This window comes from Dyadobacter diqingensis (genome assembly GCF_024220585.1).
GTDB lineage: Bacteria > Bacteroidota > Bacteroidia > Cytophagales > Spirosomataceae > Dyadobacter > Dyadobacter diqingensis.
The window spans coordinates 196,346-216,050 of the sequence record NZ_JAMXKF010000004.1 but is presented as its reverse complement, the minus strand read 5'-3'; the positions used below and the strand labels follow the sequence as shown (position 1 = coordinate 216,050).

The following is a 19,705-nucleotide window of genomic DNA, read 5'->3' as shown; positions in this document are numbered from 1 at the left end:
ATATGTATAAAATTTTTGATTAGTGGGCTGCCGCTGCAACCTGTGCTCTGGTTTCGGCGTCCATGCCTTTGTTATTCAGCATAAGCATGAATGGGACGGTGCAGATAAAAAACAGGGAGATCAATAAAAATCCATCCAGATAAGCCTGCATCTGTGCCTGACTTGAAACAACGAAATCCAGATTGCCATATGCGGCCTGTTTCGCAGCAAGTGGATTAAGGCCTTTGGCAATCATCCCTTGTGTGATGCCATCCAGTCGGCTTGTCATCAACGGATTGTTCCCTTGAAGGTTTGAGATCAGGTCATTTCTGTGGGTAGCAAACCGGTTGGTTGCGTAGGTATTCATGATCGCAATCCCGAAAGCCCCGCCCAGCGAACGGAACATATTGTTCAGTGAGATTCCGTAAGGCATATCCCTGGGCTGCAACCCTACCACCGCCTGACTGATCAGCGGAACGGTCAGACATCCCGTGCCAAGCCCTCTGCAAATCTGTGTTAGGGTGAACCACCACTTGCCAGCCTCGGCAGTTGCCAGCGACGAAGTATATCCATGCAGAATGAAAAGTATAAAACCAGCGAATACAAAATAAATCGGTTTGATGCCTTTGCTTAACCCGCCACCGATAAACGGCATGGCAAAAATGGTGATCAGCGCACCGGGAATCATGGAAAGCCCGGCCTCGGTCGGAGTATATCCCATCACCCGCTGTACCATGACCGGAAACAAATATACCGATCCAAAAAGTCCAAATCCACATACAAAAGTAAGCACGTTGCTGCCGACCAGATTCCTGCTTTTCATTACTTTTAAATTGATCGCAGGATTTTTTGTGTTTAATTCCCACCAGATAAACAAACTGATTCCGACGATTGCCGCTACGGTCAGATAACGTATCGTTTCATCCTGAAACCAATCCTCAGACTGTCCCTTTTCCAATACATATTGCAGCGCACCAATACCTACGGTTAGCGACAAAATACCGGTGTAGTCAATTGGAATTGACTTTCTGTCAATATTATACTCTTCCGGATGTTTCTCGACAAATTTCCAGGTAAGCAGCGCTGCAACGATACCGATCGGAATATTGATATCGAAAATCAGAGCCCAATGGTAATTGTCTACAATATAACCGCCCAAAACAGGGCCGATCGTTGGTCCGAGTACAATACCCATCCCAAAAATCCCGCCGGCTATGTCTTTTTCTTCGGGTTTAAATTGTTCGAAAAGAATGCCCTGCGAAACCGATAACAAAGCTCCTCCGCCCAGTCCCTGAACAAAACGCCACAAAACAAGCATCCACAGTGAAGACGAAGTCCCACACAAATAAGAGGCTATTGTAAAAATGATGATCGACGCCAGGTAGTAATTTTTCCTACCGAAATAGGTACTCAAAAAACCCGTTAGCGGGATAATGATCACGTTCGCAATTGCGTAGGCCGTTACTACCCAGGAAGCATCTTCCAGTGTTGCGCCGAGCGTACCGCTGATATTATTTAAAGCAACATTGATAATTGACGTGTCAATCAGCTCCATGATGGCAGCCGAAATCGTGGTGATCACGATGATGATCTTGACAAACTTATTTTTCTGACTGGCCATTTTTCAGGTGTGCACTATTTAACTTTTACGTCCACTTCAACACTTAAACCTGCCTTTAAGATGCCAGCCAGTGCCTCCGCGTTATCAATTTCAATCGTCACAGGCACACGCTGTGTCACTTTCACGAAATTACCCGTGGAGTTATCAGGCGGCAAAAGCGAGAATTTGGCGCCGGTCGCATCGCTGAAACCTGAAATCTTGCCGGAAATCTCCTGGTTGGGGTATCCGTCTACCTCAATCTTCACAGGCTGCCCAACTTTCATATATTCCAGTTGTGTTTCTTTGAAATTCGCTACAATCCAGTATTTGTCGTTACTCACCAAGCCAAAAAGCTGTTGTCCGCCCTGCACATATTGCCCTGGTTTTAAATTGGTTTTACCCAGTTTCCCCGTAGACGGAGCAATAATCCGCGTATAACTTAGATCCAGCTTAGCCCTTTCCAATGCAGTTTCTCTGGCTGCAATCGTGGCTTTCGCCCGCTGTATTTGTGCATTGGCTTCACCTGTTTGCACGCCTGCCTGCTGCACTCTGGTTTTACTGGATGCCAACAGCGAAACAGCCGTTTTGTAAGCCGACTGGCTATTTTCAAGTTGCCTCAAGGTGATCGAGCCGTCGTTATAAAGCGCTTCATCGCGGGCCATATCTCTTTTAGCTTTGTCGAGGCCAACTTCTTCAACGCTCACACCGGCGGCGGCTACGTTTCTGTTGGAGCCGATCGTGGGAAGCTGTGCCTGGGCAGAAGCAAGGTCAGCCTGGGCAGCAAGCAGATCTGCCTGTGCCTGCTGAACGGCCAGAACGAAATCGCTGTCATCTATAATTGCAAGGGTATCTCCTTTCCGGACACTTTGATAATCAAGCAGCGAAAAATCCCTAACGTATCCAGCTATACGACTGATAACCGGAATCGCATTTGTCTCGATCTGCGCATTATCCGTGCTTTCAAAATGCAAAGCATGATCGACTTTGTGATATGTAAAATAGATAGCACCGATCGCAATTCCTGCGATAATCAACGTCCTGGATGCCTTACCGGTCAGGCTTTGCGTTTTTTCTTCTGTTTCCATGAAATAAATTAGTAAACTTACTTTACAAAAGTAGTAAACTAAGTTTACCAAAACAAATAAATTTAGTAAAATAAGTTTACCATTTTTTCACAGAAAAATAAAGGACAGATTGGAGATGAATGTTATTTACCCGGATTGATCTCCTCGTGGTAATGCGTAATGGCCAAAAGTACATCAATAGCCGAGTCATAGTTCTTATTGCCGACAACCTCGCGGTATGCACCAACCATTTCGTCCGCCGACTGTTTTATCTTAACGCTGACTTCCAAACCTTTCTCGGTCAGAAATATCCGCTCCGACCTGGCATCAAGCGGGTCTTTTTCACTGGTTATCAGTTTAAGCGCATACAATTCCTTGATTGTTTTACTTGCCGCCATTTTCGTTATTTTCAGCTCCTTTGATACCTCGTTATTGGAAATCCCCTGGGTGCCTATACACATAAAAACCGGAATGTAACCAACTTTAAACCCAGGTACATACTGCGTGATCGCCTCCTCCACCCACTCATCGGTCAGTCTTTTCAGTACATATATCACCTTATAAAGTAGTCGGGTATTGATATGGTTTTCCATTGTTCGTTATTCATTCTGGTTTTACAAACGAAAGCATAGTAAATTTAGTTTACCATAACTTCCTTGTAAAACTAGCCATATGTTTGGAATTTCCCATAAAACCTATGGAACCCTTACCAGCCGTATCACAGGATCACGCACTTGAATTAACTGTGGGTTTAAATAAAGCTTTCTAAAATTTATTCCAGTTGAGACAATCCTTTCTCTTTCCGATACGGCTTTTTAAAGAAATCACCGACCACGCCGTTGAATATATCTTTATAAACAACCAGTGTCGAGTGCCCGGAATTTGGTAAGATCCAAAGATAAGATTTCGGAATGGCCTCTGCGATTACCATCGTATGTTTTGGAAGAATTACGTCGTTGTCACCTCCGATCACCAGCGTAGGACATTTGACCATTTTTAAATCGGCAGTTGTGATGTGCGGGTTGAATATCATCAAATTCAGAAGCTTCTTTTGGGCTTTAACCTCCGGAGTTTGCGGCACCCGGGCCAAACTATCATTTCCGGACACAATCCATTGCCAAAGTGCTGGTTCAAGTGCCGTAGTATCCGGCCAAAGATTTGCACCGGTGATCGCCAGTTTTTTAACTTTTTCAGGATTACGCTTCGCCAAAAGCAGGCCGTTGATACCGCCGTCGCTCCACCCCACCACATAACATGAATCTACTCCAAGTTTGTTAAGCAAAGCGTTAAAGTCGTCAGCCATCATTTCATAGGAAAGCGAGTCGCTGTTATCCACAGACTTCCCCTGTGCGCGGCTGTCCGCAACAATTACCTTGTAATTTTTCGAGAAATATGGAATCTGGTTTTTAAAATCCTTGATGGAGCCACCATTTCCGTGAATAAACAGCATGGGTTTACCGGTACCATAAACTTCATAGTACATTTTGAATCCTCTCAAATCAGCATACTTTCCCGCTTTGGTATTGCTGCCATAGGCCGTTGTTCCGGATGCAGCAACCGGTAACGTCGCTTGTGCAAAAGCGGAATGCAGAAATGGAAAAACGAGTAAGGTTATCAATATTCTTTTCAACATAGAGGAATTCAGTTTATTAGGTCGTCATAAAAATAAAGTATTTATCGAACATTTCATTGTTGTTTAGTCCACAGTGATATTCATTTTAGGAAGAACGGCACCGCTGTGACCAGATACCTGATTAGCCGCCCAGCCTGATCTCCTGATTACTTCATAGATTATAACGGTTATCTACTGCAAAGTTGAAAATTATCATCGATGCAGGACGGGGCAATGACTATTCTGGTGACTGTGAAATATGTACTTTTGCTGAAAAACCAATTACTATTGCCGGATTTAAATATCCGGTTTAATTATCGAACCTGATTTAGCCATTCATGAAACTCATTATCAAAGACCATAAAACCGGCGGCGATCTGCTGCTTATCAGTAAAGAAAATGACTTTGACAGACAATTTTACACGCGGGACCGTGAAAGAAAATATTTTACGATAGCCTGGAATCAGGGCGAACAGCAAGCCGTAACGATTGATGGTGTAACCCACCAGTTTATGCCCCAAACGATACTTCCCCTGATGTTCGACCAGACGTTCTATTTTGAGCGACCGGAAGATATCGTTGCCTGGCAATTTAACCGGGAGTTTTATTGCATCATCGACCATGACACCGAAGTGAGCTGTGTCGGATTTCTTTTTGGCATGGGCGACCTGCTTTTTATCAGTCTCGACGATCCCGCTCAGTACAGGCTCAAATTGCTGCTTGACATATTTACGGAAGAACTAAACACGAAGGACCATATTCAAAGTGATATGCTGCTGATGCTTTTGAAACGGCTGATCATTATTGTCACAAAACTCGCCACTTCGAAATATGTCCCCGACCCGAAACTGCGGGATCAGAGACTCGATGTTTTCCGGAAATTTAACATCCTGGTCGAAACTAATTTCCGGACGGACCATTCTGTCAACTATTATGCCGAAAGGTTGAATAAGTCTCCCAAAACCTTGTCCAATATTTTCGCTCTATACAACGACAAAACACCGGTGCAAGTGATTCACGAGCGCATACTGGTGGAAGCAAAACGCCTGCTGTTTTATACCGACAAGTCAGTGAAGCAGATCACTTACGAACTTGGCTTTACAGACCCTGCTTATTTCAGCAATTTCTTCAAAAAACATACTTCACAGTCGCCGCTTCAATTCCGGAACGACAAAGTTTTGCCGCTAATCGAATTATAATATTGTATTTTCCCGAAAACGGTACCTGGTTGTTATTGATTAATGACCAGGTGCTTTCTCTTTTTGTCCGCTTTGACAAGAGCTATAATCCCGCCGAAACGGTCGATTTCGAGATTTTAAAACCCAGATTTCAGTCAAATGGGAAATATTTACAATTCTTCGGGAACTCTGCGCATTTTCCGCTCCTGTCTTTTGCCGCACCTTTGTATCGTTAATTCAAACATCACCTATCGATAACAAACAAGATGAAAAACTCAATCTTAAGCAGCAAAATCAAAAGTAGTTTATTGGCCTCATTGTTCATTTTATTCGCAGCATTCGGCACCAGCACCGTATCACAGGCACAGGCTGTTAAAAATATTGTCATTGTTCACGGCGCTTTCGCCGACGGGTCTGGCTGGAAAAGCATCCACCATATCCTGGTAAATAAAGGTTATCATGTATCTGTTGTGCAGAATCCGCTTACCTCTCTTCAGGCAGACGTGGATGCTACGAATCGCATCATTGACAGACAGGATGGTCCCGTTATCCTGGTTGGACATTCCTGGGGAGGAACTGTAATCACAGAGGCAGGTGTCAATCCAAAAGTTGCAGCGCTGGTATATGTTGCCGCTTTCCAGCCGGACAAAGGTGAAAACACGTTAAAATGGGCAACTTCACTGCCTGCCGCACCTGAAAGCGGATTAGGAAAACCTGACGACAAAGGGTTCCTTTATTACGACAAAGCAAAATTCAGAGCCGGTTTTGCAGCCGATCTTAGCCAGGAAGAAACGGATTTCATGTATGACTCCCAGCAGCCGATCGTTGCAGCCAGTTTTGTTACACCGATAACAAATGCAGCCTGGAAAACCAAACCAAGTTATGGCATCGTTGCGACCGAAGATAAAAGTATCGTACCTCAGATACAGATCAATATGTACAAACGTTCAAACACAAAAATCACAGAAGTAAAGGGAAGTCACGTGATTTTTATGTCTCAGCCGCAAGCCGTTGCGAATGTGATTATCGAAGCAGCTAATAATAATGGTGGGACCAAATAAATTTTGAGCAATTATTGAACAAGTGATCCGCATGTCCAGGGTGACATGCGGATCACTTGTTTTGGTTTTTACTGTTCTCTGCCGCAACATGCTTAAACATAAGTATCCAATATTTAATATGAGTTACAAAATTATTTCTGAATTTTTCCTATTTTTAGAAGCAACATAAAACCAATCAGATATGAGCATTTTAACATTCATGGGCCTTAGCGGATTTGAAGTACTGATCGTAATTCTGGTGTTCTCATTTCCCTTTCTGTACGCGCTCATCGATGTGCTGCGAAGCTCCTTCCAAAACAAAATCGACAAACTCGTATGGCTGATCGTAATTCTTGCTTTGCCTTTCCTGGGCGCATTGCTCTATTTTCTAATTGCCCCTAAAAAAGTGGTCAACTAAACTGTTTCCCTTTAAAATTTCTATTTAGATCGTCGGGAAACGCTGAGAGAACGGGGCGACTGTTTTTAAGTCATCCACGAATGGTTGCTGACGTCTCTGCCAAAAACCCGACGCTTCCCACCGCCGCTCCAACTGATATTGCTGTGCATGCATTTTCAGATAAATATGAAAAGCCTGACTGATGATCCCGTCATAAGCCGGCAAAGCATCCGATTCTCCTGATAAGGCATCGGCGATGGCATGACCTGCGTAATAACCTCCTTCCAGTGCTGATACAATACCATAAGAAGATAATGGGTCAAAAGCATAGGCAGCATCGCCTACGGCCAGCCACGAATCGCCGAACCGCTGCCGGAGTAACGACGTGGAAGCCGGATGTAGATTTATCTGGATATTTTCTGTCTGTAATCTTCCTTCTAATAAAGAGCCTATCAGCGAAGTCTCTGCTGCATTTTCCAGAAAATAGCCTGGCTGCTGCATCTGTTTGTCCATCAGATCGGCATCCGTCATAAAAGCCACGGAAAGTTTTTTGTCAGACAAAGGTGCCGCGTACCACCAGCCATTCACCGTCGCTTCAATGTAGGTATGATATGGCTGTATGTTTTTCTCCGTTGTCATCATAGCAGAAATGCCTGTCAGTGCATCCAGGCGCGTACGTTGCAATCCCAGTAAGCGGGCTATCCGGCAACTTCGCCCGGTGGCATCAACCAGAAAATCACAGGTTATTGACCGGCTATTTCCGTCACCCTGTAAGCTCACTTCCCATCCGTTTTCCTGTTTTTCACAATGTATTACCCGTTCTCCCTGCAACCAGGCAACACCTTTGGATAAGGCATGCCGTCGTAGTTGCCGTTCAAAAAAAGTCCGGTCAATATGCCAACCTTGTTGGTAGGTTTGTGTAAAAAAATGCGTCTCGGCCGGGATGTCACTTCCCCAGATAAAACTGTTCCCATAACAAGGCAGATGTGCGGGATCGGCCAATAACTGGTCGATCCCGGATCTGATAAGCATCGGTTTAGCATTGGGCGGAATGGTCTCGCCAACCTTATAATCAGCCGGCATTTCAGGTTCCACAATCATGCATGCTATGCCTCTGTTCACAAGGCTCAGTGCAGTAGCGATACCCGCAGGCCCTCCACCGGCAATCAATACAGAAATATCGTTTTTCATTTATCTCTCATCCCTGCGAAAGCTACGTCTTTTACGTTCCGGTCTTGCAGGGTTTTCCGTGTCTCCCGCAACTGTTTTCAATAAGACAACGGCTTCATGCACCACCCGCGGTGTCGCATTTTCAGCCTCCAATACCTGTTTGTAGGTTGGATCATCTTCGGTAAAACCTACCCGATCTGATTCCACCCAAAGTTTTTCAGGCAGCCATTTAGTAGTACCTGTTTGCGGAAGTGGGTGTTGTACAATAATACCCAGCTCATGCCAGCGTTTAACCATTTTATTGATCTTGGATTGATATTGAGAACCAAAGTCACGCAGCCAGTCCTGACGATAGTCCAGGTGTTTCAATCGCTGCGCATCGTTCATACCTGTATCTGAAAGACGGGTAAAACTGTCTTTTGACAATACCTGATTCGGAACCCGCGCCGCCCAGAATGACGGTATGGTAAGATACAATGACGGATCATAACCTGAAAGACAACTTGCCTCATCAGTTTGCCAGGGCACACCCAGCCACCGGCTTAACGAGCCGGGACCGCTTCCATCAAGGGGTCCCTTGGCAGCCAGCGCAATGGCAGGAGAAAGCAACGGGCCATAGTCATCAGCAGGCGTTTCGTTCTCCGGAAGTATTTTTATTCTGAATGGCTGATCCCAAAAAATCAGGTTACGGAAAGGCCAGGTGATCTCAATACCCGGATGAAAAGGCCCTCCAAGACATTCTTCTAAAGGTGCACGGTTAAGTGCTGCCGTTTGTTCGGCCGGGTTAAGATCGTCAAAAGGAATAATTCCAAGTGGCTTACCTGTCGTAAAATCGCCTTTTGCCCAGCGTTCCATGCATTCATATTGGGTCACTGTCAGCGGTAAGTCTACATTTGGCAAAGCCTCATAATCACCAAAAGCATCGCCGTAAAATGGCGGAATTTTTTCCGGTTCATATTGATCCCCATCGGGCTTCCGGTACCAGTTGAATACTTTATCACGTATTTCCCTGGTGCTTTCAGCAGGATCCGACAATTTCTTTAACAGGTCATCTGCGGTAAAATCGCTGGGCGAGTTTTGCCCGAAAAGTATATAAAAACCCTCATTCACCCATTGCGTCTGCACCGTGCGTTCCAGAATTGGATAGATGTGTTCATAAAAAACAATATCAGTCGGTTTCTGTAACCAGCCGTTGCGGATGTACAGATCACTAACGACGTCATACATAGTCACCACAGAGTATAGTCCCTGACCGAAATTGGGAGGTGTTACCACCACCATCGCGGGCGTGGCTTCAAAAGTTTCGCCTTCAAAATCTACGGTTGCGCGTATTGTTCCATCGGATACATCATCGTGCCAGCCATCGTTATTGGCAAAAGTGATTGCGGGGGCATTGGTATAAGAGGCAGATTTACCGTCGCCGCCCAAAAAGACAAGCCGGCCTTTTTCATCCGTCTGCACCTCTCCCAACGGCACTTCCAGTTCATAAAATTTACCCCCGGTAAAATGATATTCAGGCCCCGTTACGTTTTTTCCGCTGATGGTGCGTGCCCCCGGATCAATGATAAGCTTTGACCGGTTAATCCCGGTAACATCACTGTTCCGAAAAGCCGAAGGAATGCCCAAACCTGGCAAATCGAGTGCGTTCAAAAACTGGTACCAGCCTGCTTTCCGGTTGGCAATATGCGCCCGCCAGCTGATCGTGGCATCATCACCCGTTATTTCCCTGACAACATTTCCATCTGCATCCAATCCATAAATGCGAAAACGTACGGCTTGCTTCTTCACTCTTCCAAGATCATCCTTATACCCGTTTTCCGGAATGGCCGGATGACCGGGTATTTCCGAAGCAAAAAAATATTCATTCGAATTTCCTACCCTGGCAACGCCTAGCGGAGGGTAGATGGCAACTGATTTGATCGTTGAGCTCATTGTATATGTTAAAGAGGTGGTAAAATTTTCTTAAAAAGCAGTTAACCAGAATAAATGTTACGATTTCAAAAAACGCTTAATTGATAAAATCAATCCGAAAGAAAAATGGCACGACTCCATAAAAAGGTTATTATCTTTTTTGCATCGTCCCGACGAAGTGATTTACTCCAAATGTCTGTCAGGCGGCCATAGGTTACCCCTTCCGACAACTGGCCCAATAGCGGATTGAGTTCTGTCTGATTCAAATAAACCACCGGGTTTTCCAGTGCAGGATGATTCAAGGCACGCTTGATTTCTACCCGGTCACCTGTCACGGCAAACTCATCGCTGTATGTCAGCCTCGGCGATAACCTGACCGGTTTGTCCCTTAAATAATCCATAAGCGGGTTCACGGGAATCGCGGGTGGTTTCTTCACTGCGTGAACCGAAAGCGGCTGGCTGAACTTCTGAGAAAACTGTCTGGTAAAATCGTTGGACTCCTTTGATCCGCTCAACTGAAAATTGGCTCTTTTGTACCAAAAAGCATGATTCTCTTTTGAAAACCGCGAGCTTTCATAATAAGCGGCTGTCCAGCGCGCATGGTTTACCGCCGATTCTATCAACTTATCTTCATAAAAATCCCGCGCAACAGAACGTTCATGATACCGGAGTAACGTGTGAACCGCAACTGCCGTTTGCATGGCAAAGCGCATCGCTTTTTCCACGCCAGTAGACGACAGAGGGTCAAGTGTAAAGGCCGCTTCCCCAATTTTTATAAACTGTCTGTCCCAGGGTTCTTTATGGATAAACGAAGTGACCGGGCAGGTTTGCAGTTCGTCCCCATGTAATTGACCATCAACAGCTTCAAAAAGCCCGGCTTTGCCAACCATCGCCAAAAAATGCGCCGAAAGTTTTTTTCCTTTCACGGCGTCTGAATCCGTGAAAGCCATCACCCGGTATCGGTTACCAACGACGGGAGAGCCCCATAACCATCCCTCGTCAATAGCCTCGATACGCGTTTCCAGAGGCATCATCTGCGCCGGAACGTGGGTCCAAATGGCTACTGAGGGTGGTGCGGTTTCCAGTCGTTCATGCAATAGAGACCCTTTTCGCCCACGCGCATCGAACACAACGGTGCTGAAAACAGTGCGAATAAATGATCCGTCTTTCACATCCAGTTTCCAGACACCATCGTCGTAAAGCGACGAGATTAATTTTGCCGGTTGAAAAACATGCAGACCTTTGCTCCGCGCCAATTCCAATAACTGCTGATCCAGCATCCCCCTGTCCACCACAATACCCGAAGCTCTCTGCTCAGCACTGATATAAACCGCCCTTTCGGTCTCCCAATGCACGCGGGCTGGTATGTTATTGAGGTAATGATTATCATCTAAAAGTTCTCCGGCACCCAGATAGGAAAAGATATTCCGTATGCCGGGCGAGAGTGACTCTCCGATTTGCTGCCGGGGAAAAATCTCCTGCTCAATCAAACCCACGCTATGTCCCAGATCCAGCAAACGGATCGCAGCCGTAACACCGGCAGGACCGCCGCCAACAATGAGTATGTCAAAACGTTCCGGAAACGATCTCATATTTTCAAAGATTCCAGTCTGGTTTTAAACGAGATAACCTTTCGTTTGCCTGTATTGTATAGTACAACCACGACCGGATATAATCGCAGGCGAGCCGTCCCTTTTCAATCACTTCATGATGGCACCCCCCGCCGCACAAATAACGCGCCCAGCATTCCGTACACGGATTTTGCTTATGGACATGGCGCGAAGAAAGCCAGTTGTTTTGCACAGTCGTATCAATACCATTTTTCAAATCGCCCATTTTCCCAACCTCTTCATTCACAAAACGGTGGCAGGCAAATAACTCAGCATCGGCCGAAACACCCATATAACCAGCTCCGGCACCGCAGGGATAGGGCCGATGTGTGCCCTTTGAAATTTCCTGCAACGCATTGATCATATTCAGGAATGGGTACCGGTTGCCTGCAAGTACGTTTTTCTCGAAATTCAATCCACAGGCAATCATATTTTCCAGCAATACCGACAAATCTTCTTTTCCCATTTCATTTTGCCCGTTGGGAGATCGCAACAGCGGCGAAAATCCTATACTATGAAAACCCATCCTGACAAATTCATCCAGCATACCGGGTAAATTCAGATTTTTGGGCGTCACCGTGACGCGGGCCGACACCTGCATCCTTTTTTGCATCGCGAGTAACGGACGCAGGTTTTTCAAGATCGTATCAAAACTTCCTTTTCCGCCTTTCATCGGCCTTTGCGAGTCGTGACTCTCCCCTACACCATCCAGACTTACGGTGACCGCAAAACCGTACTCCTCAAAAAATACGGCATCGGCTTCTGTCAATAACGTACCGTTGGTTGTGATCGAAAAATTGACCTGAATATTTCTGTGCCGAGCTTTCGCAACTGCGTATTCGGTGGCGGACACAATGGCTTTACGATTCATGAGCGGCTCCCCGCCAAGAAACGTAAGCTGCACTTTTTCACCCTCAGGGCAATCTTTCAGCAATAAATCAATGGCTTCATAAGCGGTTTCCAGCGACATATTTTTGGTAGCACCACCAAAACTTCCCTGATCGGCGTAACAATAAGTACAACCCATGTTGCACTTTTGGGCAATCGCCAGAGAGAGTGCATAAAGGCGCGGACTCTGCAAGGGAACGTCATCGATATATTCGGGAGCTGCCAATCCCAGACGTACGAGTTCCTCCTGCAAACTTACTTCATCCCGCGTTTTCATCAGGTACGAGACTCGCTTTTCAACTTCCTCCGTAACCGTGTAAAGTCTGCTTCCGTTGGGGATAAAGAGCTGCGTTTCACGTCCACCCTTTATCATATGAATAAACGGTGACGAAGGCCTCGACTGCTCAGCTACGAATGCGGCCATTTTGGGGGCTATGAAAATCACATTTCCACTTCCCCCTTCGTTAGAAATAACTGCTTCTTTTACCATCATTGAACAGGGTCTGTTTCTCCGCTTTCAAGTGCATCTTTTCCTTCAATGATGAAATTCAGTTCTCCCTGCCAATTCTTAAAAAGGTCATCATAAGAGAGCAATCTTGAATTGACACGATCGTCTGGAATGTATGTCCCGGTGCGTTTCTTGGCCATCCAGCTATCACCTGTACTCAACCCATTTTCATCAGGCACGACGTTTACATAATCCGGTCTGCTGGCAGCCCAGTAATAACAGGCACACTCGCGGTAGTCGTTTTGCCAGGGAGCGCATAACCCCTGCGTCAGCTCCCCAGGCCTGAGAATAGTTTCCGAAAAAGCCGCACTGTTGCCATCGAAAATATTGTTTACTGTCAATAAAACGGTAATATATTTTTCCTTGTTATCAAGATCATCGAGGTCGACTACCACTTCCACTTTAGAAGGTTCGGCAGTAAAATGGCACAAGACTTCCTGACCTTGTTTCTGCAAGACATTCACCATCGAATTAGACCATTCCATAAACGATACGCCATTGGGATTGGCAAACGTTTTTAACGGCACACTGTCGCCATCCGGAAATACAGGTCCCGATGTCGAAACCATGGTCGGCCGGTTTTCTATCGCCACCAGCCTGTGCCCGACCAGATTGTCCAGTTTCGGATCTTCGGCTTCGATCACGTAATTGTTGTTTTCAATCAGCACAATACCGTGAAAAGCCCGTCTCCATAGATTTCTGAAATCCAATTCCAAACCAGGAAAACAATTGGAAATAGCGGTACGTGGCAAAACCGCGATGGGATTTCCTTTGCCACGGTAATGCAGCTGGGCGGTCAGATTGGACGCTTTTAAGGGCGAGCCATAAGCTGTAAACGGCCCGTCAGGATCAGTGCTTCTGAACAACGAACTGGAAGCCGCTTTGATGATCATATTAATCTGGCGATACGTAAATGTCAGCGAACGTCCGTCTGCTCCCCGCATCAAAGCAGGCATTTTACGGAGGGCTTTTGCCGACAAATCTCCAATTTCTGTTGGCCTGCGAAGCACATCAGCAAACCATGGTGAAGCGCCCGTACTTAACCCTGTGAAAACCCGTTCGTGTAACACTTGCAGCGCAAGATTATCGACAATTGAAGTTGCCATGATCGGCTCATACAACCTTCCGAAATCGTTGGTATTTTGTCGCAACATCGTGCTGGCCACGTTCAGTTTCCCTTCGTAACTGTTACCGTTCATGATCGTCGTATTCATCAGGCGTATCGTTTCAAATGCGCGGCGAACAATTTCTTCCGCTTCATCCATCGTCACTTCCCCTTCCACATCCGTACTGAGCAGTATCTGTTCCAATTCGTCAGATACCACACGAATAGGCAGCGTATCAGGCGCATAAGCCGGCGGCCCGGCACTGATATGTGCTTTGGCGGAAAGGGTTTTCTCTGCCGACACTTTTAATTTAACACTCACAAATCCGTCGCACTCATCATCCAGATATCCCCAGCTTACCTGGCTCCCGTCGCTGGTTGCATAACCGGCAAATATCTGCGCCGGATTGGTATAAAGCGGATTAGGGCTGCTGCCCTCTGAATAACCGTGCCACTTTCCTTTGTGAATATCATACAAAATAACATCTTCTCTGCCTTTGAAAATGGGATCAACTTCTTCTTTGCTCCCATTAAATCTGGTTAAACTTGAGCCATATACTTTCCCGGCGGCAGGTGTAAATCTCAGCCTTAATTCAGGGAAATCTTGGGTAGGTTTTATAAACTGGATTGAACCCAGCGGCAGTGTTTTTCCGTCGATAAAATTGTTGCAACGCCCCTGCAAAGGTTTCAGTTCATGTGATTTGATATCGTTGATAACTGCGAACATTTTGTCGTCCGGATCAGCAGTTCTCCTGAATATTTTGATATTCCCTACTTCTACATCCCAGCTTATATCATCCAGGCTATAACCCGCTTTTTTAAGCAGGTCCTCAGTCACCGGTACAAGCTCGTCCGGCTTTTTATCCGTAATTGCAAAAACTTCGAGAAAAGGAGCCACGGGATGTGCTTTCCCGCTTTTATCTTCAAGCGTTTCGGCATCCTTGAATTTAATTTTTGAAGGTGTATGTACCTGAAGTTCCCCGGTTACCGGGTCGACCTCGAAAGTTTCCTGCGGTACTATTTTCCTGAAATCCAACGGTTTTCCCTTTGATATTTCCAGGTCATAAGCGGCCAAAGGCTTATCAGATTCACCCAAACGCCCTATTGCAATGGGTGGAAGTATGCGTAGTTCTAGTATTTTCATAATGTTGAGGGAACAATTTTCTCTTTTAACAGGACAGATGAAGATTATGCCGGATTTGCTTCCATAAGCTGCGCGATCGTTTGTAACAACTTACGGTCTATTTCCTGCAAAGCGTTGAGATACTGGCTATGAGGCTGCGGATCAAATGTTTTTAGTTCCTCGATCAGGTTAGCCGAAGAAACAAGCAAATCCTTATGCAGCCTCCAACGGTTGTGCTCTCCAAAAGGCAAATCGAAACTGTAAGGAGAAGTAAACGGAGGGCCCGCCATTTTGCGGCTACCTGTTGACAGCGGCGTCTGCACCAGAATGGTCGACAAACTTCTGAGGTTATACATTTCTCCAAACGTCGAATTAATAATCAGCCCACGAGGGGTAAACCCGCCCGAATTGTTATTCCCATTATCCAATAAAAAACTATGGTTCAAGAAATTAAGCAACAGCCGGTAACGAATATCAAACAAATTGGCCCAAAGTATACCTTCGGGATTGGTGATCGCATTCTGCTCCGGATCAAGGGCTGGCTCATCCGATTGGGAAGAATCCTGGCTATCCGGCTCACCTACAAAAGGGTTGGTTGCCACCGCATAAGACGGATCAAAACTTCCGCCCGTTTCCTCTTGTATGCGTTTGAAATCCTTGTAGATATATAAAAACCGTTCGAAATGCGAAGGTGTTTCCGTATCTATTTCCTCTCCTTCGCCTTGTTCCGAAATTTCAGATAAGGCGTTGTAGGCATCGTCACGGGAAAGCAAAGGTGCAACCAACACGTCCGGACTGTTTGTAAATACATTATTCCCTGCACTGCCACGGTCACCTCCGGTATATCCACGCCCCCATTCATCAAACTTGGCCTGATATGGATACGTTGCCGGCTGAAAAGCCTCGTCCGGTATCACATCCGGATTTTTGATCAGTTGAAGCAGCACTTTAAAGAGCGCACCCACCGTGTGCGGATCAGACGCTTGTGCATGAACGCTTTTATTAATTTCGATAGCCAGCGGGTCCTTACTGTCCAGCCAGTCGGAGGGCGCTTCTGCATATACGTACTTGGCCAGCGACTTCAATGTAAACTTTTCCAGTGTAAACGGAAAGGGATAAAACGGAATGTCCCACGGATAACTTTCCCGCCCAAAGTTCAAAGGCGCACCAATGATTTTCAGCACATTCTGTACAGAAATAAAATGCCCCATTTCTTCTTTGGCGATACCAAGAATAATATTTTTCCAGTTATGTACCGCTTCCCTATGCGCGTCCGGGATTTGCGGCCCGCCTATGCTGTAAGCCGAGTAAAGGTATTGCAGCATCAATCCATGCTCTATTTCTGCGTCAATGTGCAATAACATGGTAATGTAATCTTTCCCGTTAAACTGTGCGGGAACCTCAAAAACCGTCTCCTCGGGCTCATCGGCAGGTGCTTCGGCAAAGCTGACCGATTTTTCAGTAAACAATTTCTCTACCCGATGCTTCTCACTTTTCTGGTTGGATTTTGCCCATTCCAAAATCGGATTGATCAGGGATTTCCTCAAATTTTTCTCGTCCATGGTGGTTAAAATTTTGATAAAAGAAGGTAAGGTTTACTCAAAAACTAAAAACGCGTATGCACAATTCAAGGTTACTTAATGCAGGCCAGGTGCTGAGAATTGCAATGGGAGTACGTTCTTTTAATCCGTACTTTTCGAGAGTGGGTTATTTATAACCAAAAGTAACCTGTTTTATAAACTACTCGTTACTTCGGAATATTTTTAGAAATAATATGAAAATAGATGTTTTTGCCCGTTCGTAAGAAAAACATCAAGTTTATAACAGATAACCTCCTGCTCAAACCAGTGATGTGCCTTCAAGAGTAATAGTTGCAGTATTGCATAACTTTTGATTTGATATTGAAAAGACAGTATCTCTATAAGGAATATTTAATATAATATAAGTGGCAGCAGTTGAATCTTCTTCTTTAAATCCCCAAAGGAAGTCACGCCGGCCAAAAGGCACGCAATAATGATAGTCTTTTTCATTACGTACATTTTACTTTTTTCATTACTGTCCATTGACTGACAATTTAAAAATTGATGTCCTAAATTATTTATCCGGAATAATCAACTCCAAATCAGAAAAACAAGTCCCCACTTCGTAACATGAAAATATCCGCGATGGCGCGAAAAAGGTGAACAAGAAGAAGAGGTCATCCTGCTCACCTTTTTATTTTGTTTTGAGCACTATGTCCTTAAGTCAATCGGCAAGGTGTATACCCGTTTACCAATCGCAGCATATATCGCATTACACAAAGCCGGTGTAAAAGGCGGAACCGGCGGCTCACCTACTCCTGTTGGTTTTGCTTCACTGTCGATGATATGAACATGGATCTTCTGAGGAGATTCAGACATTCTGATGATCTGATAGCCATCAAAGTTGTTTTCCTGCACCTGACCATTTTTAACGGTAATAGCACTTTTCAGAGCTATGCTGGTTGAAAATTGCGCACCTCCTTCGAACTGAGATTTTATCCTGTCAATGTTGACAGCGGTACCACAGTCTACTGCATAGTGGACTTCCGGGATAGTCACAGTATTATTTTCGTCAACATGTACCTGCACAACGCAGGCCACATACGTCAAAAAACTTTTGTGCGCGGCAAAACCGAGCCCGGATCTTACCGGAAGCTTCTTCCCCCAGCCAGACTCCTTAGCCACTCGCTGAATCACGGCTTTCATCCGGGCTGTCTCCCAGGGATACACCGCAATGTCCTCTCCGTAATTCGGATAAGCCTCTTTTCCCGTTTCCTGACTAAAAGTAATATTGCCATCTGGCCCCAACAACTCAAGAGCATTTGCCACGGGATCAATTCCTCTTGCTTCTGCAACTTCATCGAGCATTGTACCTATGGCAAAAACCTGTGGAATATTTCGAACCGATCTCAGCCAACCGACGCGAATCTGCGCCCGGGCATCATGTGTTTCTATTCTGATTGAGGGGACCTGATAGGGAAAATCGGTTGCACCAAGACCTAATTCACCGTCACTTGGCTGCAATGCGGCCGGATCTTCTGTGGCAGAAATGGATGGATAGGCAATGTGATGATTCCAACCGCTCAGGTTATTATCTTTATCGATCGTTGCTACAACACGCTGAACACTCAGAGAATGAAAATAATCGTGATGAATGTCATCTTCCCTTGTCCACTGTACTTTTACCGGCATACCAGATTCCTTGGCAAGTATCGCAGCTTCAACGATAAAGTCAGGTTTTGACTTCCTCCCAAACCCTCCTCCAATCAGTGTGACATTCATTTTTACCTTATCTTCTGCAAAACCCAGTGCGGTGGCAACAGCCTTGATGGCACCCTGAGGATTCTGCGTACAGGCCCAGACTTCACAGATACCGTCTTTCACTACCGCCAGAGCGGCAGGTGCCTCGAGCGTGGCGTGGGCCAGGTTTGGAGCGATATAGGTATGTTCAATCACTTTCTTAGCGCCCCCTCTCGCTGCATCGAAATTGCCCCTGTTCCTGCGCACTTTGCCACTTTTAGCTATCTCTTTGGTAAGTTCCTGAATTTGAATAGCCGAATCGTAGGAAGCATTAGGACCAAGCTCCCATTCTATTTCAAGTAATTCGCAGCCTTTGATCGCCGACCAGGTATTGTCTGCGATGACGGCTACGCCAGCCAACGGTTTGCTCAATGTGGCCGGCAAACCGGCACCTTTGACTGTTATCACTTTGTGAACCCCGGGCACCTTCAAAGCTTTCTGATCATTGACGGATTTTACCGAACCTCCCACTACCGGGCTACGTTTGATAACGGCTATCTTCATTCCCTCTACCGCAGCATCGATCCCGAAAACCGCCTTACCGGTTGTGATATCATGCAGGTCGACAATGGGCGTAGGTTTGCCGATCATGTTGAACCGCGCACGTTCTTTAAGTTTTACTGCTGAGACCCCCGGCACGGGTAAAGTGCTGGCCTCTTCAGCCAGCTCCCCGAACTCAAGCTTTTTGTCCGTTCCCGTCAAAATTACATAACCTGCCTCCGTATCACATCTATCTACCGAAACGTCCCATTTTTTTGCAGCCACCTGCATTAGCAAGAGCCTCGCTACCGCTCCCGCTTCCCGCATCGGCTTATAAAACATCCGTACAGAAAAGGAGCCATCCGTATTCTGATTACCATATTTTTTTTCATTACCCTCCGCCTGCACGATCTTCACTTTGTTCCAGTCTGCCCCAAGTTCATCAGCAACAATGAGCGGCAGAGAGGTTCTGATCCCTTGTCCCATTTCCGACCGATGCGCAACAATGGTTACCTTCCCCTGACCGTCAATGCTCAGATATACATTCGGAGCAAACGCGACCTTTTTATTGCTCTTTTTATCACAACCCGAAAAGCTTACGCCCAGTACCAAACTTCCCGTCAGAAGCGTTCCCATTTTAAGAAAGTCTCTTCGGGATGCTTTGAAGACTTCGGATGTGACGGCTACACCGCCCTGAGTTTTTGATAATTTCTTCATAAA

At 45.8% G+C, this 19,705-nt stretch carries 14 protein-coding genes; 3 read left to right on the top strand and 11 right to left on the bottom strand.

Features of this window, described 5'->3' with window-relative positions; genetic code table 11:
• Nucleotides 1-19: 19 nt before the first annotated feature.
• The 4 genes from M1L62_RS13300 to M1L62_RS13285 all read right to left on the bottom strand — a co-directional run bounded on the left by M1L62_RS13300 (nucleotide 20) and on the right by M1L62_RS13285 (nucleotide 4,276).
• Nucleotides 20-1,600 carry a DHA2 family efflux MFS transporter permease subunit gene (locus M1L62_RS13300; RefSeq protein WP_254560072.1) on the bottom strand — a complete coding sequence of 527 codons (1,581 nt, stop codon included), beginning with the start codon at nucleotides 1,598-1,600 and terminating at the stop codon, nucleotides 20-22.
• A 14-nt stretch (nucleotides 1,601-1,614) separates the two neighbouring features.
• Nucleotides 1,615-2,664 (bottom strand): HlyD family secretion protein, encoded by a 1,050-nt coding sequence (locus M1L62_RS13295; protein ID WP_254560071.1) that lies wholly within the window; start codon nucleotides 2,662-2,664, stop codon nucleotides 1,615-1,617.
• A gap of 122 nt (nucleotides 2,665-2,786) precedes the next feature.
• Complete coding sequence (locus tag M1L62_RS13290) at nucleotides 2,787-3,236, bottom strand: MarR family winged helix-turn-helix transcriptional regulator (protein WP_254560070.1); 450 nt, start codon at nucleotides 3,234-3,236, stop codon at nucleotides 2,787-2,789.
• Between the two features lie 179 nt (nucleotides 3,237-3,415).
• The gene (locus M1L62_RS13285; RefSeq protein ID WP_254560069.1) at nucleotides 3,416-4,276 is read right to left on the bottom strand and encodes an alpha/beta fold hydrolase; all 861 of its coding nucleotides are present in this window, start codon (nucleotides 4,274-4,276) and stop codon (nucleotides 3,416-3,418) included.
• A gap of 317 nt (nucleotides 4,277-4,593) precedes the next feature.
• Here M1L62_RS13285 and M1L62_RS13280 point away from each other — a divergent pair, with 317 nt between their 5' ends.
• The 3 genes from M1L62_RS13280 (at nucleotide 4,594) to M1L62_RS13270 (ending at nucleotide 6,891) form a co-directional block, all read left to right on the top strand.
• Nucleotides 4,594-5,454 carry a helix-turn-helix domain-containing protein gene (locus M1L62_RS13280; protein WP_254560068.1) on the top strand — a complete coding sequence of 287 codons (861 nt, stop codon included), beginning with the start codon at nucleotides 4,594-4,596 and terminating at the stop codon, nucleotides 5,452-5,454.
• Nucleotides 5,455-5,699: 245 nt separating this feature from the next.
• Nucleotides 5,700-6,494, top strand: a complete 795-nt coding sequence (locus M1L62_RS13275; RefSeq protein WP_254560067.1) for an alpha/beta hydrolase — start codon at nucleotides 5,700-5,702, stop codon at nucleotides 6,492-6,494.
• 181 nt (nucleotides 6,495-6,675) lie between these two features.
• Nucleotides 6,676-6,891 (top strand): PLDc N-terminal domain-containing protein, encoded by a 216-nt coding sequence (locus M1L62_RS13270; protein ID WP_254560066.1) that lies wholly within the window; start codon nucleotides 6,676-6,678, stop codon nucleotides 6,889-6,891.
• A 24-nt stretch (nucleotides 6,892-6,915) separates the two neighbouring features.
• On the opposite strand, the gene M1L62_RS13265 is transcribed toward M1L62_RS13270, so the two are convergent.
• The 7 genes from M1L62_RS13265 to M1L62_RS13235 form a co-directional block, all read right to left on the bottom strand.
• Complete coding sequence (locus tag M1L62_RS13265; protein WP_254560065.1) at nucleotides 6,916-8,061, bottom strand: NAD(P)/FAD-dependent oxidoreductase; 1,146 nt, start codon at nucleotides 8,059-8,061, stop codon at nucleotides 6,916-6,918.
• Nucleotides 8,062-9,972 (bottom strand): LodA/GoxA family CTQ-dependent oxidase, encoded by a 1,911-nt coding sequence (locus tag M1L62_RS13260; protein ID WP_254560064.1) that lies wholly within the window; start codon nucleotides 9,970-9,972, stop codon nucleotides 8,062-8,064.
• Between the two features lie 89 nt (nucleotides 9,973-10,061).
• On the bottom strand, nucleotides 10,062-11,543 hold the full coding sequence (qhpG, locus tag M1L62_RS13255; protein ID WP_254560063.1) for a flavin-dependent monooxygenase QhpG: 1,482 nt from the start codon (nucleotides 11,541-11,543) through the stop codon (nucleotides 10,062-10,064).
• Nucleotides 11,544-11,547: 4 nt separating this feature from the next.
• A complete protein-coding gene (locus tag M1L62_RS13250; RefSeq protein ID WP_254560062.1) occupies nucleotides 11,548-12,942 on the bottom strand; it encodes a radical SAM/SPASM domain-containing protein in 1,395 nt (464 codons plus the stop codon).
• On the bottom strand, nucleotides 12,939-15,206 hold the full coding sequence (locus M1L62_RS13245) for a hypothetical protein (protein WP_254560061.1): 2,268 nt from the start codon (nucleotides 15,204-15,206) through the stop codon (nucleotides 12,939-12,941). The genes M1L62_RS13250 and M1L62_RS13245 overlap by 4 nt, the downstream gene beginning before the upstream one ends.
• A 44-nt stretch (nucleotides 15,207-15,250) precedes the next feature.
• Nucleotides 15,251-16,747 (bottom strand): ferritin-like domain-containing protein, encoded by a 1,497-nt coding sequence (locus M1L62_RS13240; RefSeq protein ID WP_254560060.1) that lies wholly within the window; start codon nucleotides 16,745-16,747, stop codon nucleotides 15,251-15,253.
• A 669-nt stretch (nucleotides 16,748-17,416) separates the two neighbouring features.
• On the bottom strand, nucleotides 17,417-19,702 hold the full coding sequence (locus M1L62_RS13235) for a xanthine dehydrogenase family protein molybdopterin-binding subunit (protein WP_254560059.1): 2,286 nt from the start codon (nucleotides 19,700-19,702) through the stop codon (nucleotides 17,417-17,419).
• Between the last annotated feature and the right edge of the window lie 3 nt (nucleotides 19,703-19,705).